The 24914-nt window shown below is 60.0% G+C and carries 20 protein-coding genes; 6 read left to right on the top strand and 14 right to left on the bottom strand.

Annotated elements, in window-relative coordinates; genetic code table 11:
• Positions 1-50 precede the first annotated feature (50 nt).
• Together SB725_RS03325 and SB725_RS03320 are read right to left on the bottom strand one after the other, a co-directional pair.
• Positions 51-209 (bottom strand): YqaE/Pmp3 family membrane protein, encoded by a 159-nt coding sequence (locus SB725_RS03325; protein ID WP_007904205.1) that lies wholly within the window; start codon positions 207-209, stop codon positions 51-53.
• 205 nt (positions 210-414) lie between these two features.
• A complete protein-coding gene (locus SB725_RS03320) occupies positions 415-1650 on the bottom strand; it encodes an aspartate aminotransferase family protein (protein WP_410921260.1) in 1236 nt (411 codons plus the stop codon).
• 169 nt (positions 1651-1819) lie between these two features.
• On the opposite strand from SB725_RS03320, the gene SB725_RS03315 reads away from it, so the two are divergent.
• Entirely contained in the window at positions 1820-2749 is a 930-nt protein-coding gene (locus SB725_RS03315; protein WP_410921258.1) for a LysR family transcriptional regulator, read from the top strand.
• A gap of 228 nt (positions 2750-2977) precedes the next feature.
• Here SB725_RS03315 and SB725_RS03310 read toward each other — a convergent pair whose 3' ends face one another.
• The 11 genes from SB725_RS03310 to bioB all read right to left on the bottom strand — a co-directional run bounded on the left by SB725_RS03310 (position 2978) and on the right by bioB (position 17981).
• A complete protein-coding gene (locus SB725_RS03310; protein ID WP_059182061.1) occupies positions 2978-4756 on the bottom strand; it encodes an acyl-CoA dehydrogenase C-terminal domain-containing protein in 1779 nt (592 codons plus the stop codon).
• Positions 4757-4944: 188 nt separating this feature from the next.
• Positions 4945-6741 (bottom strand): acyl-CoA dehydrogenase C-terminal domain-containing protein, encoded by a 1797-nt coding sequence (locus SB725_RS03305; RefSeq protein WP_410921257.1) that lies wholly within the window; start codon positions 6739-6741, stop codon positions 4945-4947.
• A 90-nt stretch (positions 6742-6831) separates the two neighbouring features.
• Complete coding sequence (locus SB725_RS03300; protein WP_027926701.1) at positions 6832-8121, bottom strand: GGDEF domain-containing protein; 1290 nt, start codon at positions 8119-8121, stop codon at positions 6832-6834.
• 146 nt (positions 8122-8267) lie between these two features.
• Entirely contained in the window at positions 8268-10409 is a 2142-nt protein-coding gene (locus SB725_RS03295; RefSeq protein ID WP_410921256.1) for a cytochrome-c peroxidase, read from the bottom strand.
• Between the two features lie 469 nt (positions 10410-10878).
• On the bottom strand, positions 10879-12684 hold the full coding sequence (locus tag SB725_RS03290) for a phenylacyl-CoA dehydrogenase (RefSeq protein ID WP_027926699.1): 1806 nt from the start codon (positions 12682-12684) through the stop codon (positions 10879-10881).
• Between the two features lie 278 nt (positions 12685-12962).
• A complete protein-coding gene (locus SB725_RS03285; RefSeq protein ID WP_410921255.1) occupies positions 12963-13259 on the bottom strand; it encodes a pyrroloquinoline quinone biosynthesis protein PqqE in 297 nt (98 codons plus the stop codon).
• A 107-nt stretch (positions 13260-13366) separates the two neighbouring features.
• The gene (gene bioD, locus SB725_RS03280) at positions 13367-14047 is read right to left on the bottom strand and encodes a dethiobiotin synthase (RefSeq protein ID WP_027926697.1); all 681 of its coding nucleotides are present in this window, start codon (positions 14045-14047) and stop codon (positions 13367-13369) included.
• Positions 14044-14856 (bottom strand): malonyl-ACP O-methyltransferase BioC, encoded by an 813-nt coding sequence (gene bioC, locus SB725_RS03275; protein ID WP_027926696.1) that lies wholly within the window; start codon positions 14854-14856, stop codon positions 14044-14046. Before bioC ends, bioD begins: the two co-directional genes overlap by 4 nt.
• Positions 14849-15580: an alpha/beta fold hydrolase gene (locus tag SB725_RS03270; protein WP_027926695.1), complete on the bottom strand. Its 732-nt coding sequence runs from the start codon at positions 15578-15580 to the stop codon at positions 14849-14851. The genes bioC and SB725_RS03270 overlap by 8 nt, the downstream gene beginning before the upstream one ends.
• Entirely contained in the window at positions 15573-16751 is a 1179-nt protein-coding gene (bioF, locus tag SB725_RS03265) for an 8-amino-7-oxononanoate synthase (protein ID WP_027926694.1), read from the bottom strand. Before bioF ends, SB725_RS03270 begins: the two co-directional genes overlap by 8 nt.
• Before the next feature lie 174 nt (positions 16752-16925).
• Positions 16926-17981 carry a biotin synthase BioB gene (bioB, locus tag SB725_RS03260; protein WP_010467114.1) on the bottom strand — a complete coding sequence of 352 codons (1056 nt, stop codon included), beginning with the start codon at positions 17979-17981 and terminating at the stop codon, positions 16926-16928.
• Between the two features lie 92 nt (positions 17982-18073).
• On the opposite strand from bioB, the gene SB725_RS03255 reads away from it, so the two are divergent.
• The 5 genes from SB725_RS03255 (at position 18074) to rarD (ending at position 23910) form a co-directional block, all read left to right on the top strand.
• A complete protein-coding gene (locus SB725_RS03255) occupies positions 18074-18814 on the top strand; it encodes a ComF family protein (RefSeq protein ID WP_027926692.1) in 741 nt (246 codons plus the stop codon).
• A gap of 184 nt (positions 18815-18998) precedes the next feature.
• On the top strand, positions 18999-19763 hold the full coding sequence (locus SB725_RS03250; RefSeq protein ID WP_059182057.1) for a TOBE domain-containing protein: 765 nt from the start codon (positions 18999-19001) through the stop codon (positions 19761-19763).
• Between the two features lie 57 nt (positions 19764-19820).
• The gene (locus SB725_RS03245; protein ID WP_027926690.1) at positions 19821-21722 is read left to right on the top strand and encodes a PhoX family protein; all 1902 of its coding nucleotides are present in this window, start codon (positions 19821-19823) and stop codon (positions 21720-21722) included.
• A 119-nt stretch (positions 21723-21841) separates the two neighbouring features.
• A complete protein-coding gene (locus tag SB725_RS03240; RefSeq protein ID WP_059182055.1) occupies positions 21842-22816 on the top strand; it encodes a serine/threonine protein kinase in 975 nt (324 codons plus the stop codon).
• 206 nt (positions 22817-23022) lie between these two features.
• Positions 23023-23910, top strand: coding sequence for an EamA family transporter RarD (rarD, locus tag SB725_RS03235; protein WP_027926688.1), 888 nt, complete (start codon positions 23023-23025; stop codon positions 23908-23910).
• Between the two features lie 215 nt (positions 23911-24125).
• Here the strand turns inward: rarD and SB725_RS03230 are convergent, their stop codons facing one another.
• The gene (locus SB725_RS03230) at positions 24126-24644 is read right to left on the bottom strand and encodes a glycine cleavage system protein R (RefSeq protein ID WP_027926687.1); all 519 of its coding nucleotides are present in this window, start codon (positions 24642-24644) and stop codon (positions 24126-24128) included.
• Positions 24645-24914 lie beyond the last annotated feature (270 nt).

Raw genomic sequence — 24914 nt, 5'->3', positions numbered from 1 at the left:
ATGTTGGAGTGAGCCAGCTCGCGATAGCGGCCTATCTGACCCAGCAAACCTCAGCGCTTGGCGATGATATAAACCGCATGCACGATCCCCGGGATATAACCGCACAACGTCAGCAGAATATTCAGCCAGAACGCGCCGGCGAATCCGACTTGCAGAAACACACCCAATGGCGGCAATAGAATGGCGATGATGATTCGAATAAAGTCCATGGGGCAGCTCCTGATGGGAAGTGGCTCGTGTGAGCCCTACAGTTAATCGACCTGTGCCGTTCGTCAGGGTTCAGTCCCTTCCCCCTTCAGCCAAAACTTCGCCGTGCTTTGCGGACAAAAAAACGCCCCACGCGAAAAGAATCAAACGTGGGGCGATGCGTTATTACCGCGAGACGGTTCTGGAATGTGCGTGGGACAGGTCTGATCAGACCGCAATCCCTTTACGGCACTGCAATTGCGCGGTGCGTACACGGGAGAAGGCGCGAGTCAGGCGCAGAAGCATTTCGTCGATGTTGGCGTTGCTGACCGTCAGTGCGGGGGTGAAGCGCAGGCAGTCGGGTTGCGGGGCGCTGAGCAACAGGCCTTCGTACAGCGCAGCATTGACCACGGCGTCGGCCGAATCGTCCGACAGCGTCAGCCCCCAAAGCAGCCCTTGCCCACGCAATTCGCCGTGGCCATAACGATGAGCCAGACGCCCGAGGCCTTCACTCAGGTGCTGCCCGGCTTCCCTGACATGCTCAAGAAATCCCTTGTCCTGCACGCTGTCGAGTACCGCCAGCCCGGCCGCTGTCATCAGGGCATTGCCGTGATGGGTGCCGCTCAATTCGCCGATCTCGAAACAGCAGGCCTTGCCTCGCGCCAGCAACGCAGCGAGCGGCACGCCACCGCCCAGCCCTTCGCCGAGGACGACAATATCTGCCCGAACGCCGTAGGACTGTTCTGCGAGTAAGGCGCCGCAACGCCCGATACCGCTTTGCACTTCGTCGAGAATCAGCAGAATCCCCAGCTCACGACACAGGCGCTCCACACCCTTGAGGTAATGCTCGGTGGCCGGGATCACTCCCGCCGCGTTCTGGATCGGCTCAAGCATGATGGCTACGGTCCCGGCGTCGACCGCTGCATGCATTGCCGCCAGATCATTGAAGGGAACGGGGTGAAAATCCGCCAGCGTTCCGAAACCACGGCCTGGGCAGCCGTTGCCGACCATAATGATGCGCGAAGCCCCACCGCGATAGCGTTGGCCCCACTTACACGCCAGTTTGATCGCCGCATCACACGCTTCGCGGCCACTGTTGAGCAGGTACGCCTGATCGCTGCCAGTGGCGCTGCAGAGGCGCCCGGCAAGGTTGAGCATGCCGCGATTGTGCACAGCAAAACCGGGATTGATCAGTGATTGAGCCTGTTGCGAAATCGCCTGGACCACTGCCGAGGGACTGTGCCCCAGGCTGTTGGCCCCCCCACCTTGAGTGAAATCCAGGTAAGCGCGGTCATCGCTGTCCCACAACCAGGAGCCTTGACCACGCACGAAAATCTGTTTCGGCCGCTCGACGCTGGGCATCAGGTACTCGCTGGAAAGATTGTCGCGGTGGGATGGCTGGAAAGTGTCCACCGCCAGGTCATCAAGACTCGGCGGATTACGCCGCAAATTGAACAGATTCATCCAAAAAAACCTCGATTGAGGTTTTTTGCCTTACCTATGCAAACACCTTCGGCGCAAACGATATTCATCGCGTTCTATGGCCCTGTAAGCCTTGTGAATGCGGTTAGACTAGGCGCTTGCACGGCCTTGAGCCATTTCGATTTCCGAGTATTTTCGATAAGCGCATCTTATGGATTTCAAGCAACTGCGTTATTTCGTCGCGGTCTACGAAGAAGGCCACGTCGGCCGGGCCGCCGAGCGGCTTTCAATCTCTCAGCCGGCGTTGTCCCAGCAGATTCGCCATCTGGAACAGAACCTCGATGTGAGCCTGTTTGAGCGCAGCAGCAAACGCCTGTTGCCCACCCTGGCCGCTCACACCTTGTATAACCACGCAGTGCCATTGCTCGACGGCCTGCAGCGGGCACGCGAGGCATTGGGCAATTTCAAGGGACAGGCGCTACGCACATTGGCCATCGGTGTACTGCAAACCGTGCACACCAGCCTGGTGCCGCAGATGCTCGAACGCGTGCGCAAGGCTCAACCGCACCTGGTGGTGCAGATCTACGAACTGACCGGGCTGGAAATCGAGCGACGACTGCTTAATGGTTCGCTGGACATCGGCATCAGTTACCTGCCGCCGCGTCAGCCAGGGTTGCATGGCGTGATGCTGTACGAAGATGAGCTGACCCTGGTCATCCCCGCCGATCACCCGCTGCGCGAATTCAAGAAAGTCTCCATGAGTCAGGCCGCCGAATTACCGATGCTGTTGCTGGGAGAAGAGTTCCAGGTGCGACAGATCTGGCAGACGCAACTGGCCAGCCTCGGCAGGCGCCCGCAGGTGCAGGCTGAGTTGAACAACATGGCGGGGATTCTCGACAGCTTGCCACATACCCGGCTGGCGACTGTGCTGCCCGGGCGCTCGCAAAAGGCGCTCGGCAATAACGAACTGCTGTGGAAACCGCTGACTGAGCCGCGGGTGCCGCTGAAAGTCGGATTGGTCTGCCGGGATGTACAGCGGCAACAGACCTCGATGGCCTTGTTACGCACGCTGCTGGAGGACGTGATGAACGGGCCCGAGGAACGCTTGAACAGCTCGAAAACCCTCGACGGGTTGAGCTGAATACTTTTCTGCGGGCAAAAGAAAACCCCGCCGAAGCGGGGCTTTGCAGACTGTTTCCCTGACATCCATTTCACTCCGCCGTCCTGGCAGAATCCTACGTGTCCGTGTTGTTGCTTTGCGCTTCCTGCGCGACGTCCATGTGAAGTAGATTAGCTGTGGATCCAATCTACGCCTATGGGAAAACAGCAGCACGTCATGTAAGAGAATGCTTACATGACGTCACATCTGTCAGAACTGCGCAGCATCCAGCAAAAACAGTGACTCGCTACCCGCCTTCACCGACGCGCTCAACGAGTGAATGCGTGGCAACAGACGGGCGAAATAGAAGCGCGCCGTGCCCAGCTTGCTGGCGTAAAAATCGTCCTGCTCTTCTTTACCCTGCGCGGCTTTGGCCATCAACGCCCACATGTAGGCGTACGCCACGTAACCGAAGGTTTGCAGGTACTCGACCGACGCCGCGCCGATTTCATTCGGATTGTTTTTCGCGCGGTCGAGCAACCACGCAGTCAGCTCGTCGAGGGTGGTCACGGCGTCGTTCAGCGGCTTGGTGAACTCGGCCAGATCGGCGCTGGCGGTCGCGGTGAAGTGACGGATCTCGTCAGCGAACAAGTTATAGAAAGCCCCGCCGGTACCGACAATCTTGCGCCCGACCAGGTCCAGCGCCTGGATGCCGTTGGTGCCTTCGTAAATCTGGGTGATGCGCACGTCGCGCACCAATTGTTCCTGGCCCCACTCACGGATGTAACCGTGGCCGCCAAACACCTGCTGGCCGTGGACGGTGGTTTCCAGACCGAGGTCGGTCAGGAACGCCTTGGCCACTGGGGTCAGCAACGCCACCAGATCTTCAGCGCGCTTGCGGGTGGTCGCGTCTTCACTGAACTTGGCGGTGTCCAGTTGCATGGCGACGTAAGTCGAGAAGGCACGGCCGCCTTCGTTCGAGGCTTTCATGGTCAGCAGCATACGACGCACGTCCGGGTGGACGATGATCGGGTCGGCGACTTTGTCTTTGTTCTGCGCACCGGTTGGCGAACGGCTTTGCAGACGATCGCGAGCGTATTCAACGGCGTTCTGGTACGAGCGCTCACCGGTGGCCAGGCCCTGGATACCGACACCCAGACGCTCGTAGTTCATCATGGTGAACATCGCCGCCAGGCCTTTGTTCGGCTCGCCGACCAGATAACCCACAGCTTCGTCGAAGTTCATCACGCAAGTCGCGGACGCCTGGATGCCCATCTTGTGTTCGATCGAACCGCAGTTCGCCGGGTTGCGTGCGCCCAGGCTGCCGTCGGCATTGACCCTGTACTTCGGCACCAGGAACAGCGAAATGCCTTTCGGACCAGCCGGTGCGTCCGGCAGTTTGGCCAGCACCAGGTGAATGATGTTTTCGGTCAGGTCGTGCTCGCCACCGGTGATGAAGATCTTGGTGCCGCTGACTTTGTAGGAACCGTCGGCCTGAGGTTCAGCCTTGGTGCGGATGATCCCCAGGTCAGTACCGGCGTGTGGCTCGGTCAGGCACATGGAACCGGCCCAGATGCCGGCGTACATGTTCGGCAGGTACGCGGCTTTCAGCTCGTCACTGGCGTGGGCGTTGATCGACAGGCAGGCGCCGGCCGTCAGCATCGGGTACAGACCGAACGATAGGCTGGCGGAGTTGACCATTTCTTCGACCTGAGCCGAAACAGCCTTGGGCATGCCCATGCCGCCGTAGGTCGGATCACCGCCGACGCCAACCCAACCGCCTTCAGCGTAAGTCTGATAAGCCTGTGGGAAACCTGCCGGCGTGGTGACGGCACCGTCCGCCCAATGGCAACCTTCTTCGTCAGCTGCACGGCTCAGGGGCGCGATGCTTTTGCTGGTGACTTTGCCGGCTTCTTCAAGAATGGCTTCGACGGTTTCCGCATCAACGGTCTCGGCCAGCGCGGGCAGTTCGGCCCACAGTTTGGTGACCTCGAAAACTTCATTGAGAACGAAGCGCATATCGCGCAGCGGCGCTTTGTAGTCAGCCATGGCAAACCTCGCAAGATCTAAACAGGTGATTCGTAGGGTGGTGCATTCGTTGGGTCCGAGTGTAACCCAACAACTTTTACGACACATAGGGTCAGCCCATGACCGTTTTGTAATGATTGGTCATTGACTATCGGGTCATAAAAAAAGCCCGCGGTTACGCGAGCTTTCTTTGTTGCTCATCTAAAAGGCTAAAGTGCAAACAACTCCGCCGGCAATTTCATCAGGCAATCACTGCCCGCTTCGATGGCGGCCCGATGAGCGGCTGTGCGTGGCAGCAATCGCTTGAAGTAAAACTCGTTGGTCGCGAGTTTGCCCTGGCAATAATCGGCATCACCGCTCCCCGAATCGAGTTGCGTCTGAGCCACCAGCGCCATGCGCAGCCACAGGTAGCCGAGGATGATGTAACCGCTGTACATCAAGTAGTCCACGGATGCCGCGCCGACTTCGTCCGCATTCTTCATCGCGGCCATGCCGACCTGGGTGGTCAGCTCGCCCCACTGCTGATTCAGCGTGTTGAGTTGCGCCACATAGCTTCCGAGCTGCGGGTGCCCGGCGTTCGCCGCACAGAACTTATGGACGATTTTGGTGAAGCCACGCAGCAGTTTGCCCTGACTGCCGAGCACCTTGCGCCCGAGCAAATCCAGCGCCTGGATACCGTTGGTGCCTTCGTAGATCGGCGCAATCCGGCAGTCGCGGACCAACTGTTCCATGCCCCATTCACGAATGAACCCGTGCCCGCCAAACACCTGCATGCCATGGTTGGTCACTTCCAGCCCGGTATCAGTCATGAAGGCCTTGCAGATCGGCGTCAGGAAGGCCAGCAGGTCTTCGGCGTCCTGGCGAGCGCGTTCATCCGCGCTCAGGTGCGCCACGTCCAGCAACTGCGCGGTGAAGTAAGTCAGTGCTCGGTTGCCCTCGTTGAAGGCTTTCATGGTGAGCAACATCCGACGCACGTCCGGGTGGACGATGATTGGGTCGGCGGCTTTCTCCGGTGCTTTCGGGCCGGTCAGGGAGCGCATTTGCAGGCGGTCGTTGGCGTATTTGATCGCGCCCTGAAAGCTCGCTTCGCCCAGACACAAACCCTGCATCCCGGTGCCGAGGCGCGCGTGGTTCATCATGGTGAACATGCAGTTCAGGCCTTTATTCGGCTCCCCGATCAAGAAACCCTTGGCGCCATCGAAGTTCAGGACGCACGTCGCCGAAGCCTTGATGCCCATCTTGTGTTCGATCGAACCGCAGGAAACGCCATTGCGCTCGCCCGCCTCACCCTCGGCATCGGGCAGGAATTTAGGCACGATAAACAGCGAGATGCCGCGGGTGCCCGCCGGCGCGTCCGGCAGTTTCGCCAGCACCAGGTGAATGATGTTGTCGCTCATGTCGTGCTCGCCGGCGGAGATGAAAATCTTGCTGCCGGAGATCGCGTAGCTGCCATCGGCTGAAGGCACGGCGCGGGTCTTGATAATGCCCAGGTCGGTGCCGCAATGGGCTTCGGTCAGGCACATGGTACCGGTCCATTGGCCCGCGGTGAGTTTGCTCAGGTAGGTGTTTTTCTGGTCTTCGGTGCCGTGGGCGTGGATCGCCGACATCGCGCCGTGGGTCAGGCCCGGGTACATGCCCCACGAGGTGTTGCTGGAACCGACCATTTCGCTGATCACCAGACCCAACGAACTCGGCAAGCCCTGGCCGCCGTATGCCGGGTCCGCCGCCAGACCATGCCAGCCGCCCTCGACGTATTGTGCGAACGCCTGCTTGAAGCCTGTAGGCGTTGTCACCACGCCATTGTCGAAATGGCAGCCCTCTTCGTCACCGCTGCGATTCAATGGGGCCAGAACGTTCTCACAGAACTTCGCGCCCTCTTCGAGGATGGCGTTGATCATGTCCGGGCTGGCCTCGGAGGCGCCCAGCGCAGCGTAGTTGCTGTGGAAGTCGAAGACGTGGTCGATCAGAAAGCGCATGTCGCGCAGGGGAGCTTTGTACTCAGGCATGGTCGTTTCTCCGTCAGCAGAGGCTTCAAACCTACTGCCGGCCACCACGCCTCACAATCACAGTCCAGACGCTGAATGCGCCATCATCACTCAACCCGCGGCGGCGTCCATTCGCACGGCGCCACGACGGGTCTGACCGAACGCCACCACGCAGTTTCGTCCGGCGCCCTTGGCGCTGTAGAGCGCTTCGTCCGCCGACTTGAGCACCTTTTCAGGGGTGCGCTGCTCGACGCGTTCGGCGACACCGATGCTGACCGTGACCGACACACTTGAAGCCCCAGGACCCGAGCGACGCTGACGACCTTGCTGGTCGTCCTGAGGCCGGTTGTCCTGATTGCGCAGCTGAATATTGTAGGTCGCGATGGATTCGCGGATGACTTCCAGGTGCGGCATGCACTCTTCGAGCGTCTTGCCTGCGAACACCAGTGCAAATTCCTCACCGCCGTAACGATAGGCCCTACCGCCGCCGCCGATTTTCGACAGTTTGCTGGCGACCAGTCGCAGCACTTGGTCGCCGACATCGTGACCGTGAGTGTCGTTGAATTTCTTGAAGTGATCGACGTCGCTCATGGCCAGCACGTAATTACGCCCCAGGCGCTGCATCCGCTCGTTCAAGGCGCGCCGGCCCGGCAGACCGGTGAGTTCGTCGCGGAAGGCCATTTGGTAGGCCTCATGGGCGACCGCCGCGGCAATCATCAGCATCACCTGACTGCACATGATGTTGAGGGTAAACGGAAGAATGAAGGTTTTCGGCAGCGCCCAGAACAACCCGAGCAAACCCACCAGTTGAGCGGCATGCAACGGTCGCGGGTTGCGCCAGTATTGCCAGCTCAGCAACAGGAACGACGCGAGGAACACCGGATAAGACAGCTGGATCAGGCTCATCCAGGCGCCATGCAGCGCTGGCCAGCGGATTTCCGACAGCCACATCAGCAAGGCCTGTGGGTAACTTTGCTCCAGCCCCAACGCGACACTGCCGACGGCCAGCAATACCGCGAAGCGCGCCACCATGTCCTGAAACAAATGCGTGCGTTCCTGCCAGGCCCCGAACACCCCGAACAACAGCGGCAGCAACAGGCAACACAGATGGAAAACCACGGCGGCGTCTTCACGGACTTTGCCGTTGTCGCGGTAATAGTCGGTCTGGGTATCGAGCAAAAAGTAGGCGATGTACACCGTGACCATCAGAAACAGCTCGCGCTGACGTCGGTAAACCGCGCAATACGCACCACCGAGCAACAGCACCAACGTCGGCAGGACGTTGAACAGCGAGGTGAAGAATACGTTCAGTTCCTTGATGTAGGCAGCCGCAAGCCCCGCAAGTAAAAGCAGTAACGACGGTAGGAAATGGCTGAAACGCACAGCGGAAGAACGCGGCAAGGGTAAAGCTCCGACCGTCACGACAATAGATGGCATTGTGCCCACCTACTGTAACGGCAGAAACGTCGACTTACTGAGCGAAATGTCAGGTTTTTTTAGCGGGTGCATGACTGGCCGCGAACAGCGCGGCCAGTCACCTCAGTCCATCAGAGGTCGTTGTAGAACGGCAACAGTGGCCCTTCCGTAGCCGGGCGCCCTTCCGCACCGACCGGTTTGAGTGTAATCAGCGCATCTGCCGCTTGTCGGGTAGTGATTTTTGGACTGACGGGCTTCAACGTCACGGCGTTTTCATCACCAATATGGCCTTGTGGAATGACCAGCGACGGATGATCGAAAGGCGCCTGTTCCCACGCCACGCGCGGATCGGTCAGCCCGACTTCCATGAACTTGACCAGTGCATCCACTTCATCAGGCGTCAGGTTCAGGGCGGTCATGTCCGGATCAAGGTTGGAGGTGTTGTGCTGATTCACACTCGGATGATCAAAGCCGCTGGTGTTGTTCGCTTCCGAGCCGCGCCGGTCGCCACCGCGGTTGTAGAACTCGACGACCTGCTTGAGCGTCGAGCGGCTGCCGTTGTGGAAGTACGGCCCGGTCAGCGCGATGTTGCGCAGCGTCGGGGTTTTGAAGGCGCCATCCACCGCATCGTGGAAGCCGACATTAGGTTTGAGCGTCGAATCGCAGGGTAATCCCGTGCTCAGTAGCGCTTCGAAGGTGCACACATCCACGTCCAGTGGATCCGGCACATGGATGCCCTGCAACTGGGTGTTGTATTCGCGAGTAAACGACAGCGGGTTGCCCCATGCATCAGATCCGCCGAGCCCCAGGTCTTCCGACGTCGGGCGCACACCGGTGTTGTAGAAGCCGTTGTCGTACAGCGCGGTGAGGTTGTCAGCCATCAGCATCCGTTCGATCCGCTCACGGGGATGGAACAGCAAGCGGCTGGCAGCGTTGGTCAGCTCTGCACCGCCGTGACAATTGACGCACTTGCCTTTGCCAAGGAACAGGTTCATGCCCTCGACCTGCTGCGCATTCATCGCCTGCTGATTGCCTTGCAAATAAGCATCCACGGGAGCCTGGTCGGAGATCAGGGTGGACTCGTACATCTGAATCGCCAGTCCGAAGAACAGCGGGAAGTTGGCCTCCATCTGAGTGTACGGCGCGCCGCCGAGCGAAACCTGTTGTGTGGCGTTCCACAGCCGAGGCTGGAAAGCGGCCTTGATCAATTCTCTGTAGGTCGGGCGGCGGGCACCGGAAACCGGGCCGAGCACAGAGTCGGCGGATGAAATCCGCTGCTGCTTGAGCATCAGCGTGTCGAGCATGCGTCGGCCAATGTCGGCGAAGGTGCGCCCGCCGCAGGACATCTCCACAGGGCTACCCGGTGGGCCGACAGCCTGCGAGGCGGCAGAGGCATCGTTGAGGGCCAGCCGAACTTTGGTGGCCACCCCGCTGCGATCGCTGGTGACGAAAATCCCGGCATCAGGGTCGCGATTACCGAACGGCGAAAAGCCGTTGAACACGTTGTTAGCCCGACCGTCCCAGAAGTTGCGCACGTTGAACGCGGCGTTGATCACCGTCGGGGCATTGCGTCCGGTGCTGCGCCGCACATTGATACCGCCGACCTGGAACACGCCGTCCGGTTGCTGTGTGCATTTGTCGAAGCGCGGTTGATTCGGCTTGACGAAGTTGGCGTCGAACACCCCTTGCGAGCCGACCACATCGTCGGTCGAATAGACAATCGGCGAGTTGCGATCCAACGGATCGGCCAGCACGTGGGTCGGAAAGTCGGTTTTCTTCAGCGTGTAGTTCGGGCCGCCCTTGCCGGCGGACAGGGTCGCATAAGAAGGGACGTCGCCAGGAATATCGGAGGCTACAAACGGTTTGTTGAAGATCGACGAAACGTTGGCATGGGTGCTGGCCTGGCCCGGGTTGATCTGATTGGTGATCCGGTGATCGACACCCGCATGAAAGTGGCAGGAGGCACACGCCGTCGAACCGTCACTGCCGATCTCCATGTCCCAGAACAGCGCCTTGCCCAGGAGAATCGCCGCCGAGCGATTGAGCACGTAATCAGTCATGAGGTCGACTTTGCGCCCGCCTTCGATGCCGGAAGGGTCAGGGGGTGTCATGCCGTGCAGCGTCTGCAGGGAAGGGACTTCCGGCACGGGCAGATCAACTTCCGCCGCCGTCGCCGCGAAAGCATTTTTGGCGGACAGACTGAAAACGAGCAGCCCGCAGACGATCACACAGGGCAGACGGACAGTTCGAACAAAAAGGCTCAAGTTCACCATGATGACACCCCGATTCAGTGATGGAGTTGCCGGGCATGAGGCGTCACTCAACTGGCAAAGTTAGACTTTGTCGTCGCCGAAGTTGAAACGCTATGGGAGGCACCGCAGCAGGCGCTTAATCGAACTGTAGCTGTTACAAAAGATTTCAACAGCAAAAACACGAATTAATTCTGAGCTTTTATACAAGCCTCAACTTTGGTGAAAATCCCCCATTACCGGGGGCCAATCCCCCAGCCACAGTGGGCCTCACCGCCAAAGCCCACGTACCTGCGAGACCTTGAACCTTGGCCCCGTAATTGCAAACAAAGTTATTTTACTTATTTGACACCGAAAACAATTGCGCCCAGTTAGTTAACTAGACACAAAGGTTTAGTTGCACTACTCGCGAGCGCCTACTGTTTACACAACGCAAAAAAAACCGCCACTCCCGAAGGAGCAGCGGTTTTTTTTGAAGCAACTGCGTTAAGGCTTAGTAGCCCAGGTCGAAGTTCTCTTCTTTCATGTCCATCAGGTTGTTGGCGCCCGACAGCATGGTTGCAACGTGAGTGCGGGTACGCGGCAGGATGCGCTGGAAGTAGAAGCGCGCAGTCTGCAGCTTGGCGGTGTAGAACGCCTCTTCGGAAGTGCCGGTAGCCAGTTTCTCGGCAGCCAGACGCGCCATGTCAGCCCAGAAGTAGGCCAGGCAGGCGTAACCGGAGTACATCAGGTAGTCCACGGAGGCCGCGCCCACTTCTTCGCGATCCTTCATGGCAGCCATACCGACCTTCATGGTCAGCTCGCCCCATTCTTTGTTCAGTGCAGCCAGCGGTGCGACGAATTCCTGAACGGCTTCGTTGCCTTCGTTGGTCTGGCAGAACTTGTGGACGATCTTGGTGAAGCCTTTCAGGGCCTCGCCTTGGGTCATCAGCACTTTACGGCCCAGCAGGTCGAGGGCCTGGATACCGGTGGTGCCTTCGTACAGCATCGAAATGCGGCTGTCACGAACGTTCTGCTCCATGCCCCACTCGGCGATGAAGCCGTGGCCGCCGTAGATTTGTACGCCGTGGTTGGCCGATTCGAAACCGACTTCAGTCATGAAGGCTTTGGCGATTGGCGTCATGAAGGCCAGCAGTGCGTCGGCTTTCTTCTTCTCTTCTTCATCCACGCCGTACTTGACGATGTCGACTTGCTTGGCGGTGAAGTAAACCATTGCACGGTTGCCTTCGGCGAATGCCTTCATGGTCAACAGCATGCGACGTACGTCTGGGTGAACGATGATCGGGTCGGCGGCCTTTTCCGGCGCTTTCGGGCCAGTCAGCGAACGCATTTGCAGGCGATCACGCGCGTATTTCAGGCCGCCCTGGAAGCCAATCTCGGCGTGAGCCAGACCTTGCAGCGCGGTGCCCAGACGTGCGGTGTTCATAAAGGTGAACATGCAGTTCAGGCCTTTGTTCGCCGGGCCGATCAGGAAACCGGTGGCCGCGTCGAAGTTCATCACGCAAGTCGCGTTACCGTGGATGCCCATCTTGTGTTCCAGGGAACCACAGCTCACCGCATTGCGTGCGCCGATCGAACCGTCTGCGTTCGGCATGAACTTCGGCACGATGAACAGCGAAATGCCTTTGGTGCCAGCCGGTGCGTCCGGCAGGCGGGCCAGTACGATGTGGACGATGTTATCGGCCATGTCGTGTTCACCGGCCGAGATGAAGATCTTGGTGCCGGAGACTTTGTAGGAGCCGTCGGCCTGAGGTTCGGCCTTGGTGCGCAGCATGCCCAGGTCGGTGCCGCAGTGCGGTTCGGTCAGGCACATGGTGCCGGTCCACTCGCCGGATACCAGTTTGGTCAGGTACGCGTCTTGTTGCTCAGGCGTGCCGTGTTCGGAAATGGTGTTCATTGCGCCATGGGACAGGCCAGGGTACATGCCCCACGACCAGTTGGCCTCGCCAACCATTTCGCTGACAGCCAGACCCAGAGACTCCGGCAGGCCTTGGCCACCGTGCTCTACATCGTGCGCCAGACTAGGCCAGCCGCCTTCGACGAATTGCTTGTAGGCTTCTTTGAAACCCGTCGGGGTTTTAACGCCGGACTCGCTCCAGGTGCAGCCTTCGGTGTCACCCACGCGGTTCAGCGGAGCCAGTACCTGCTCACAAAACTTGGCGCCTTCCTCGAGAATGGCGTCAACCATGTCCGGAGTTGCGTCCGCACAAGCCGGAAGGCTCTGATAGTGCGCTTCGTAGCCGAGCAGTTCGTCACGAACGAAGCGAATATCACGCAAGGGGGCCTTGTAGTCAGGCATAGCGATAAACCTCTGCTGATGTAACCGGGAATGAACGACCGCGTTGATTTGTTGTGGCGGTCAAACAGTTGTTTGAAACATACGTTTACGCCCAAATCTTGTCAAGCGTCGATCTTTGGCCGTTTGTCATCGACTCATCGATCTGCCGGACACGCAGCAGCGCACCACCGATGCTCAAGCAAAGGTGCCGTGTAGAAAAGATTAGTTGAGGGAGAAGGACTTACGCAGAAAAACGCCGCGAAAAATCGCGGCGTTCAGAAAGCGGATTCAGCGAGGGATCACGCGAATGTATCGATCAACGTTCCGAGCATTTCGTCTGAAGCCTTGGCGACTTTAGCGCCCGCTTCCACCTGAAATTTGCCGTGGGTCATCTCGACGACATTACTGGTCAGGTCGGATCGCTGACTGCGATCAACCGAACGCAGGCGATCCACCTGAACGTCGGAAGACTGGCTGGTCACCGACCGTTCGATGGTATTGCTGGCGATCTGTCCGGCCGCTTGATCGACGCGGTTCTGCCCTGTCTGAATGGTGCTCAGACCCGCATAAAAAGCAGTGTTACCTGAAATCTGCATGGGAGAACTCGTCCGGCAAGAGGATCAATAGCGGGCATTGAATCAGACATGATGGCAAAACGCCCGACAAAAACACTAATGGCACTGTGCCTTGTGATAGCTAAAACCTAGTCCAGCAAATCCAGCTGCAAATGCTCCGCCACGGATTCAGCGGTGACCGCCTTGAGTTTCGGCACCCGCCCAAGGCACGGCGCGGGGATTCGCTCGGCGAGTGTCGCGAGGTTCTCCTCCAGCCGCGAGGTTTTGGGATCAATGATATTGGCCACCCAACCCGCCAGCTGCAATCCATCCTGGGCAATCGCCTCGGCCGTCAACAGCGCATGATTGATGCAACCCAGGCGCACACCGACCACCAGAATGACCGGCAAACCCAGCGCCATCGCCAGGTCAGACAAATTGTCCTGATCCGCCAACGGCACACGCCAGCCGCCCGCCCCTTCAATCAGGGTGAAATCCGCCTGCATGTCGAGAATCGCGCGCATGGGCGTCAACAGCGATTGCACCGTCAGCGCCACGCCAGCTTCGCGCGCGGCCAGGTGCGGCGCGATGGCTGGCTCGAACGCCACCGGGTTGACCTGTGCATACGTCAACGGCAACGAGCACTCGGCCAACAGCGCCAGCGCATCGGCGTTGCGTAACCCCTTGGACGTCACGTCGCAGCCCGAGGCAACCGGCTTGCCAGCCGCCGTGCTCAAGCCTGCCGACCGTGCGGCATGCAACAAGCCGGCGGCCACGGTGGTCTTGCCGACATCGGTGTCAGTGCCGGTGATGAAATAGGCTGCGCTCATAAAGGCTTCTCCAACACGGCATAGACCACCTGATAAGTCGCCGGCAAACCTTCGGCCTGACGAAACTGCTCATACGCCTCGATCAAACCGAGGATCCGCGCCCGGCCAGTCAAACCACCCGGCCGCCCAGGGTTCAGGTTGTGCGCACCCAATGCCTTGAGTTCATGGGTCAGGCTGCGCACATCCGGGTAATGCAACACATGAGGACGGGTTTGCAGGCTGACGGTTTTCAAGCCGCTGGCCGCACACAGTTGCTGATAAACACCCAACTCGCGGAACCGATTGACGTGGACCATGCCATCGACCTGACGCCAACTGTCACGCAGCTCAAACAACGTCCCTACACAAAGACTAGCAAACGCGAAAATCCCGCCCGGTTTCAGCACACGCTGCGCTTCGCTCAGCACCGAGCCGAAGTCCGCGCACCACTGCACGGCAAGACTGGAGAAGATCAGGTCACAGGTCGAATCCTGCAGCGGCAAGCGTTCCGCATCACCTGCGATGAAGTGGGAGGCCCCCCCCAACGGCCGGGCGTGATTGAGCATGCCTTCGGCGATGTCGAGTGCGACGCCGTGACTGGCCGGAAAACGCTCACCCAGCGCCCGACTGAAATAGCCGGTGCCGCAGCCCAGGTCGAGCCAGCGACCCGGGACAAAATCCGCGGGCAAGCGACTCAACAACTGGCTGCCGACATCACGTTGCAACTCGGCCACGCTGTCATAACTCGCCGCGGCACGGGAAAAAGAGGCCGCCACCTGGCGCTTGTCGGGCAATCCGCCGGACAGGTTGTGAAGGGATAAATCAGTCATCACCGGACTCATGCAAAAAGGCCTGAATCGCCCCCGCCACACCGTGAGGGTCTTCCAGAAGAAACGCGTGGCCGGCCTGTTCAATCAGACCGATTTCGACATCCGGCAGCAGCGCCAGCAAGTCCCCCGCCGCTTCGGCCGGGACCAGGCCGTCGAGGCCGGCGAACAAGTGCAGTTGAGGGCCGCGAAACGCCTGCAAAGCTTGACGGGTATCCAGTTGTGCGAGGACTTCCAGCCCCCTCATCAATATCGATGCAGAAGCGTTTGGCGCGCCAGCGAGCAATAACCGCGACAGGCCACGCGAGTCTTCGGCGCCTTGTGCGCACAGCAACGAAAACCGTTTCAACGTCATGCGCGGATCAGCCTTGCAGCCAGCCAGGAAGGCATCGAACGTCTCGCCGGGCATCGCGCTCGGCCATTGCTCATGGGCGACAAACGAAGGATTACTCGCCAGGGTCAGCAAGCCGCAGCAACGATCACCACGACGTGCCGCCAATTCGGCCGCCAGCATGCCGCCCAAGGACCAGCCGCCGAGCCAGGCATCCTGGGGCACTGTCGCATCGAGTTCATCGAGCCACTCTTCCAGATCGCTCGACTCCAGTTCCGGCAGCGGCTCGATCTCGACGCGCAGGTGTTCATCCAACCCCTGCAAGGCCGCCGCCAACGGTTCCAATGGCGAAATCCCGAGGCCCCAACCGGGCAACAGAATCAATCGATCACGCATGGCTTGGCTCCGGTTTCAGCTGGGCAAAACAATCGGCCAGTCCATCTAACAATAGTTGCACCTGGTCTTCGCTATGCGCGGCGGTCAGCGTCACCCGCAAGCGGGCGCTGCCGGTGGGCACGGTCGGCGGACGGATCGCGGTCACCATCAAGCCGCGCTCACGCAACATCTGCGACAGTCGAACCGCACGCCCGGCATCGCCGATCATGATCGGCTGGATCGGCGTGAAACTGTCCATCAGCTCCAGGCCGATTTGCTCGGCGCCTTGGCGGAACTGGCGGATCAACGTCTTCAGATGCTCACGTCGCCAATGTTCGGTGCGCAGCAGTTCGAGGCTTTTCAGTGTCGCGCAAGCCAGCGCCGGTGGCTGGCTGGTGGTGTAAATGTAGGGTCGGGCGAACTGGATCAGGCTTTCGATCAACTCTTCGCTGCCCGCGACAAAAGCCCCAGCGGTACCGAACGCCTTGCCCAGCGTACCGACCAACACCGGTACGTCTTCCTGACTGAGACCGAAATGCTCGACGATCCCTCCGCCATTGGCACCCAACGGACCAAACCCGTGAGCGTCATCGACCATCAGCCAGGCGCCTTTGGCCTTGGCTTCGCGCGCCAGTGCCGGCAGGTCGGCAATGTCGCCGTCCATGCTGAACACGCCGTCGGTGACCACCAGCGTATTGCCGGTGGCTTTCTCCAGGCGTTTGGCCAGGCTGTCCGCGTCGTTGTGCAGGTAGCGGTTGAAGCGCGCGCCGGACAGCAGACCGGCATCCAGTAACGAAGCATGATTGAGCCGGTCTTCGAGCACCGTATCGCCCTGCCCGACCAGCGCGGTGACCGCGCCGAGATTGGCCATGTAACCGGTGGTGAACAGCAACGCACGCGGGCGTCCGGTCAGATCAGCCAGGGCTTCTTCCAGTTCATGGTGCGGGGTGCTGTGACCGATGACCAAGTGCGACGCCCCACCACCCACGCCCCAGCGAGCCGCACCGGCGCGCCAGGCTTCGATCACTTGCGGGTGATTGGCCAGGCCCAGGTAATCGTTGTTGCAGAACGCGAGCAATGGCTGGCCATCGACCACCACTTCAGGGCCTTGAGGGCTGTCGAGCAGCGGGCGCTGGCGGTAGAGATTTTCGGCACGGCGGGCAGCAAGGCGTGCGGCGAGATCGAAAGACATGCAGGCCTCGGGCGGTCAGTTCACATGAATAAAAGTGAATGCGGTCCCTGTGGAAGCAAGCTTGCTCGCAATTGCGGTGCCGCATTCAACATTGATGTCGACTGACCTGGCGCCATTGCGAGCAAGCTCGCTCCCACAGTGTTTTGCAATCCTTCAGAGGAATCGGTGGAGGCTTCAAACAGCCGCGTTATAGAACTGCTCGCTGCTCTTCTGCTCAACCAGCGCCTGCTCAATCGCCGCCTGATGCACCTCGTCCGCGTGCTCTTCGCGCGCTTCCGGCAGAATCCCCAGGCGCGAGAACAGTTGCATGTCCTTGTCAGCCTGCGGGTTGGCGGTGGTCAGCAGTTTTTCGCCGTAGAAAATCGAATTCGCGCCAGCGAAGAACGCCAGGGCCTGCATCTGTTCGTTCATCGCTTCGCGGCCGGCGGACAGGCGTACGTGGGATTGCGGCATCAGGATGCGGGCAACGGCGAGCATGCGGATGAAGTCGAACGGATCGATGTCTTCGGCATTTTCCAGCGGCGTGCCAGCAACTTTCACCAGCATGTTGATCGGCACCGATTCCGGATGCTCCGGCAGGTTGGCCAACTGGATCAGCAGGTTGGCGCGGTCATCGAGGGACTCGCCCATGCCGAGGATGCCGCCGGAGCAGATCTTCATCCCCGATTCACGCACGTAAGCCAGGGTTTGCAGGCGCTCGCTGTAGGTGCGGGTGGTGATGATGCTGCCGTAGAACTCAGGCGACGTATCGAGGTTGTGGTTGTAGTAGTCGAGGCCGGCGTCGGCCAGCGCAACGGTCTGGTCCTGATCCAGGCGACCAAGGGTCATGCAGGTTTCCAGGCCCATGGCCTTCACGCCTTTGACCATTTCCAGCACGTACGGCATGTCTTTGGCCGACGGGTGTTTCCACGCCGCGCCCATGCAGAAACGGGTCGAGCCGATGGCCTTGGCGCGAGCAGCCTCTTCGAGGACTTTCTGCACTTCCATCAGTTTTTCTTTTTCCAGGCCGGTGTTGTAGTGACCGGACTGTGGGCAATATTTGCAATCTTCCGGGCAGGCGCCGGTCTTGATCGAGAGCAGCGTGGAAACCTGGACGCGATTGGCGTCGAAATGCGCGCGGTGCACCGTCTGTGCCTGGAACAACAGGTCGTTGAATGGCTGAACGAAGAGTGCTTTGACTTCGGCCAAAGACCAGTCATGACGCAGGGTTGCAGAGGTGCTGGCGCTCATGGGCGTTTCCTTTGTTTTATGCTTGGCAAGCGGCTGGGGGATGGAATACCCACAGACGCGACACGGATGTTCGGCATATTTAAGGAAGACTCATGCGCTGTCAACCACGATACGATGGACCGGTTTACATCTGGTTAAAAAACATACAGCACTGTTTGCTCTGTGCTGAACCGGCCGAGGAGCAGACTCCGATCTGCATGGCCTGCGAAACGGAGTTGCCCTGGCTGGGCGACCACTGCCAGACCTGCGCCCTGCCCTTGCCCGGCACAGGCTTGACCTGCGGTCAGTGCCTGAAACAGCCACCCGCTTTCGAGCGAGTCGCCGCGCCGTGGTCGTACAGCTTTCCGCTGGACACGCTGATCACGCGCTTCAAGCATTCGGCAAAATGGCCATTTGGCCGCCTGCTCGCCGATCTTCTCGCGCAATACCTGCAACATCGCTTCGACGAAGACCTGAATCGGCCCGACGCACTGGTTCCGGTGCCGCTGGCCGCTAAACGACTGCGCCAACGGGGTTTCAATCAAGCCGCGATGCTCGCCCGCTGGCTCGGCGGCCATCTGGACATTCCTTGCGACGAAACGCTGCTGTTGAGGATTCAAGACACCAGCGCACAGCAGGATTTGAATGCCGAGGCCCGCAAGAAGAACCTGTGCAACGCGTTCGCCCTGACACCCGGCGCGCAGATCAAGGGGCGCCATTTGGCGTTGGTGGACGACGTGCTGACCACCGGCGCCACCGCACAAGCCCTCGCCCGGCTGCTGATGGACGCAGGGGCGGCGCGGGTTGACGTCTACTGCCTGGCCCGCACACCCAAACCGGGCGACACGGCTTAACCCGCGAACACAAAACCTGTAGGAGTGCGCCTGCTCGCGATAGCGGTGAGTCAGGCGTCATCAATGGTGAACGTCCAACCGCCATCGCGAGCAGGCTCACTCCTACAGGGATTGCGACCTGACTTGACTACCGAGTTGCAAGCGGCCAACGTCTTCTCAATTGTCACAGCCAAAGCGCCTCGCCATGTCCTTGCCTACGTTGTTGTCCCAGCACATTGTCCGTCGTCCGCAGCGCATCGCGTTGCTGCAACACGTCGCCGAACAAGGCTCGATCACCCGCGCCGCTAAAAGCGCGGGCCTGAGCTACAAGGCAGCATGGGACGCCATCGACGAGCTGAACAACCTGGCGCAGAAGCCGTTGGTGGAGCGCAGCGTCGGCGGCAAGGGTGGCGGTGGTGCCAAACTTTCCAGCGAAGGCTTGCGCGTGTTGCGCCTTTATCAAAAGCTGCAAGTCCTCCAGGCCCAGGTGCTGGAGGCCGCCGAAGATGCCAGCGATCTGGACCTGCTCGGCCGCCTGATGCTCAGAACCAGCGCGCGCAATCAACTGCACGGCCGGGTTGTCGAGATCGAAGCTCAGGGACGCAACGACCGGATCCGGCTCGAACTGGCCGAAGGCTTGAATATTGATACGCAGATCACCCACGACAGCACCCTGCGCCTGGAGCTGGAAACCGGCACCGAGGTGGTCGCCCTGATCAAGGCCGGTTGGCTGGACGTGCTGGCTATCGAGCAACACGCAACACCCGGCAACAATTGCCTCAAGGGCATTATCGAAGAAATTCTCGACGCCGAAGACGGGCCCAGCGAAGTGCGCATCAGCCTGCCCAATGGCCAGACGCTGTGCGCCTTGGCCGAGCCACTGCACTTGCGAACCCAAGGGCTGACCACTGACAAACCGGTGCTGGTGCAGTTTTTACCCTCCAACGTCCTGTTGGGTACTCCGCTCTGAAACAAAAGCGTCATGTCCGCTCACTAAGGTGACTGCAAAAACCGCAGGGAGCCTGATGTGAGCCTATTAGAAGAAAACCAGTCCACCGACCTCGAAAAAATGGTCGGCCTCAGCCGTCGCGGTTTCATCAGCGCCGGCGCCCTTTGCGGTGCCGCTATGTTCCTCGGGGGCAACCTGCTGAGCCGCAGCGTCATGGCCGCGAGTGTCAGCGCCGGCACCAGCAAACTGTTGGGTTTCGACAGCATCCCCGCCGCCACCAGCGACGCCATTACCTTGCCGGCCGGCTACAAGTCCTCGGTGTTGATCAGCTGGGGCCAGCCTCTGCAAAAAAACGGTCCGGCCTTCGACCCGAGTGGCAACGGCACGGCCGAGCATCAGGAAGTCCAGTTCGGTGACAACAACGACGGCATGAGCCTGTTCGAATTTCCCGGTGAAAAAGACCGGGCGCTGATGGCAATCAACAACGAATACACCAACTATCGCTACCTCTACGCACATGGCGGCATGCCGCAGTCGGCCGAAGAAGTGCGCAAGGCACTGGCCTGCGAAGGCGTGTCGGTGATCGAAGTGCAGCGCAAGAACGGCCAGTGGCAGTTCGTCCAGGGCTCGCGCTACAACCGTCGTATTCACGGCAACGCTCCGATCAGCCTGAGTGGCCCGGCTGCTGGCCATGAACGGGTGAAAACCAGCGCTGACCCGCATGGCAAAAATGTCCTCGGCACCTTCCAGAATTGCGCCAACGGCAAGACGCCATGGGGCACGTACCTGACCTGCGAAGAGAACTTCACCGACTGCTTCGGCAGCAGCAATGCCGAGCAAAAATTCGACGCGGCGCAAAAACGCTACGGCGCGGTGGCGGCCAGTAAAGAGATCAACTGGCACCAGCACGACGAACGTTTCGACCTGGCGAAAAACCCGAACGAACTCAACCGTCACGGCTGGGTGGTGGAAATCGACCCGTTCGACCCGCAATCAACCCCGGTCAAGCGCACGGCCCTGGGCCGCTTCAAGCATGAAAACGCCGCCCTGGCAGAAACCCATGACGGCCACGCCGTGGTGTACATGGGCGACGACGAGCGCGGCGAGTTCATCTACAAGTTCGTCAGCCGCGACAAGATCAACCACAAAAACCCCAAGGCCAACCGCGACCTGCTCGACCACGGCACCTTGTACGTGGCGCGCTTCGATGCCGGCGACGGCAATGCCGATCACCCGAAAGGCAAAGGTGAGTGGGTGGAGCTGACCCACGGCAAAAACGGCATCGACGCCAGCAGCGGTTTTGCTGATCAGGCCGAAGTGCTGATCCATGCACGTCTCGCTGCCAGCGTGGTGAAAGCCACGCGCATGGACCGCCCGGAATGGATCGTGGTCAGCCCCAAGGACGGCCAGGTTTATTGCACCCTGACCAACAACGCCAAGCGCGGTGAGGAAGGCCAACCGGTGGGCGGGCCAAACCCGCGCGAGAAAAACGTCTACGGGCAGATCCTGCGCTGGCGCACCGACCGCGATGATCATGGCTCGAAAAGCTTTGCCTGGGACCTGTTTGTGGTCGCCGGCAACCCGGGCGTCCACGCCGGCACGCCGAAGGGTGGCTCGTCGAACATCACGCCGCAGAACATGTTCAACAGCCCGGATGGCTTGGGTTTCGACAAGGCCGGGCGGTTGTGGATTCTCACTGACGGCGACTCGAGCAATGCCGGTGATTTCGCCGGGATGGGCAACAACCAGATGCTATGTGCCGACCCGGTGACCGGGGAGATTCGCCGGTTCATGGTCGGGCCGATTGGTTGCGAAGTGACGGGGATCAGTTTCTCGCCAGACCAGAAGACGTTGTTTGTCGGGATTCAGCACCCGGGGGAGAACGGGGGGTCGACATTCCCGGAGCATCTGCCGAATGGCAAACCGCGGTCTTCGGTGATGGCGATTTCCCGTGAAGATGGCGGGGTCGTCGGCGCCTGATCAACGTCCCCCCCTAAGGATCGTTCCCACGCTCGCGTGGGAACGATCCCCCTAAAGAAGCCCGGTCTGCGCTACCATGCTTGGCCGGACGCGGCAGCCTGCTGCGCGCAGGAGTCAGCATGGCCCACCCGTTTGCAACCCTCACCCCAGACCTCGTGCTCGATGCCGTCGAAAGCATCGGCTTTCTCAGCGACGCGCGCATTCTGGCGCTCAACAGCTACGAGAACCGCGTCTATCAAGTCGGCATCGAAGACTCCGAACCGCTGATCGCCAAGTTCTACCGCCCGCAGCGCTGGACCAACGAAGCGATTCTCGAAGAGCACCAGTTCACCTTCGAACTCGCCGAGTGCGACGTGCCAGTGGTGGCGCCGATGATTCACAACGGCGCCAGCCTGCACGAACACAAGGGCTTTCGTTTCACCCTGTTCCCGCGCCGCGGTGGCCGTGCGCCAGAGCCGGGCAATCTCGATCAACTCTATCGCCTGGGTCAGTTGCTCGGTCGTCTTCACGCCGTGGGCTCCACCAAACCGTTCGAGCACCGTGAAGCGCTGGGCGTGAAGAACTTCGGTCACGATTCGCTGACCACCTTGCTCGAAGGCAATTTTGTCCCCAAGAGTTTGTTGCCCGCCTACGAGTCCGTGGCCCGCGATCTGCTCAAGCGAGTGGAAGAGGTCTACAAGGCCACGCCGCACCAGAACATCCGCGTGCACGGCGATTGCCACCCCGGCAACATGATGTGCCGTGACGAAATGTTCCACATCGTCGACCTCGATGACTGCCGCATGGGCCCGGCGGTGCAGGACATCTGGATGATGCTCGCCGGTGACCGCCAGGAGTGCCTCGGCCAATTGTCGGAATTGATGGACGGCTACAACGAGTTTCACGATTTCGATCCGCGGGAACTGGCGTTGATCGAACCGCTGCGCGCCTTGCGCCTGATGCACTACAGCGCCTGGCTCGCCCGCCGCTGGGACGACCCGGCGTTCCCGCACAGTTTTCCGTGGTTCGGCAGCGAGCGGTATTGGGGTGACCAGGTGTTGGCGTTGCGTGAGCAACTTGCAGCCCTGAACGAAGAACCCCTCAAACTTTTCTGACTCGCACAGTTCCCACCTGTGGGAGTGAGCCTTATCGCGATGGCGGCGAAATATTCAGCACATCAGTGGCTGACACACCGCTATCGCGAGCAGGCTCACTCCTACAGGGACTGTGTTCACAATTGCCCAACCTATTCAGGCAGGACATTCGTAGACAAATCTCCTTACAATCCCTTCTTTGTTAGCTGCCTAAGCAAGGATTCTGCATGCAAGCTGCCAACCCGCGTCGCGGGTACATTCTGGGCCTGAGCGCCTACATCATCTGGGGATTGTTCCCGCTCTATTTCAAAGCCATCGCCAATGTACCCGCCGTGGAGATCATCATCCATCGCGTGTTGTGGTCCGCGTTGTTCGGCGCCTTGTTGCTGATGGTCTGGAAACATCCCGGCTGGTGGCGCGAGTTGCGCGACAACCCGAAACGCCTGGGGATCCTGGCCTTGAGCGGCACGCTGATCGCGGCCAACTGGCTGACTTACGTGTGGTCGGTGAACAACGGGCGGATGCTTGAGGCCAGCCTCGGTTACTACATCAACCCGCTGGTGAACGTGTTGCTGGGGATGTTGATCCTCGGCGAACGCCTGCGGCGCATGCAATGGCTGGCGGTGGGTCTGGCGGCGGTCGGCGTGGCGCAACAGGTGTGGCAAGTCGGCAGCCTGCCGTGGGTGTCGCTGGTGCTGGCGCTGACGTTTGGATTCTATGGATTGATCCGTAAACAGGCACCGGTCAAAGCGCTGCCCGGTCTGGTAGTGGAAACCTGGATGCTGGTGCCGATTGCGGTCGCTTGGCTGCTGTTCAACCCGACGGCGGCCAGCGCGCAACCCGAGTTCTGGACCACCTCCGAAGCCTGGTGGCTGGTGGCCGCCGGCCCGGTCACGCTGGTGCCGCTGATCTGTTTCAACGCCGCCGCACGGCATATACCCTACACAACTTTGGGATTCCTCCAGTACACGGCGCCGACGTTGGTGCTGTTGCAAGCCGTACTGCTGTTTGGCGAAAAGCTGTCGTCCAGCACGCTGGTTGCGTTCATCTTTATTTGGGCAGGCCTGGCGGTGTACAGCGTTGATGCGTGGATAAGTTTGCGTCGTCGCAGCTGATCAAAAAACACACAAACCTCTACAGGCCACGTCTTCCGTGGCCTGCATCGATCCTTCCCAAGGTTATCCACAGCGTGATCCCCGCTGTTTGTGCGCAACTTGTTGAAACTGATGGTTTTTTGATCAGACCCTGAAGAAGCCCGGCCGGCGTGGGCTGGCGGGCTGTCTCTACAGGTTATCCACAGGCAGGTGCACGTTTAACTTGGATAACCCTTTCACGGTTCACTGCGCAGCACCAGTTCGACCATCAAATCGTCCGCCAGGGTTTCCAGGCGCGACTGCAATACGTCCAGCGACAAGGTCAGTGGCACGGCGAGGATTGCTTCAGCGTGGAACAGCGGCTCGCTGCTCATCGGCGCCGGGCGCACTTCTGTGACCAATCTTTCCAGGTTCACACCCTGCTCGCTGAGCAGACGGGTGATGTCACGCACGATCCCCGGACGATCGTTGCCCACCAACTCCATCGCAATCGGCTTCCAGGTGCAGGATTGTTCGATGCCGCTTTCGGCAATCAATACGCGTATGCCTTGGGCGGACAACGCCTGCAGGGCATCGACCAATTCATCGTAGGCCTCGGCCGGCACCCCCACCCGAAGAATCCCGGCGAACTGCCCGGCCATGCGCGACATACGGCTTTCCAGCCAGTTGCCGCCGTGTTCGGCAATGCACTGGGCGATGCGCTCGACCTGCCCAGCCTTGTCCGGAGCAAACACTGTGAGTACGAGGTGGTCCATGGCGCAGCCCTCTTTTGTTATAGAAACAGAAGTATAGGCAAGGGCTGATACTGCGTTGATTCGTCTGACGCCATCGCGAGCAGGCTCACGCCTACAACGTCTTGCGCGATCCTGTAGGAGTGAGCCTGCTCGCGATGGGAGCGCCGCTGAAGATCCTGCCAACAACAAATCGTGTACAACTTTTTATATTTAACTGGAACAATCCAATGGTTTTTTGAGAACATCCCGTTCCCCGACATGACTGCAATGCGTCATGGGGTCGCAGAACGA

This window comes from Pseudomonas sp. SIMBA_041, assembly GCF_046535095.1.
Lineage (GTDB): Bacteria > Pseudomonadota > Gammaproteobacteria > Pseudomonadales > Pseudomonadaceae > Aquipseudomonas > Aquipseudomonas mucoides.
This window is presented reverse-complemented; position numbering and strand designations above follow the sequence as displayed.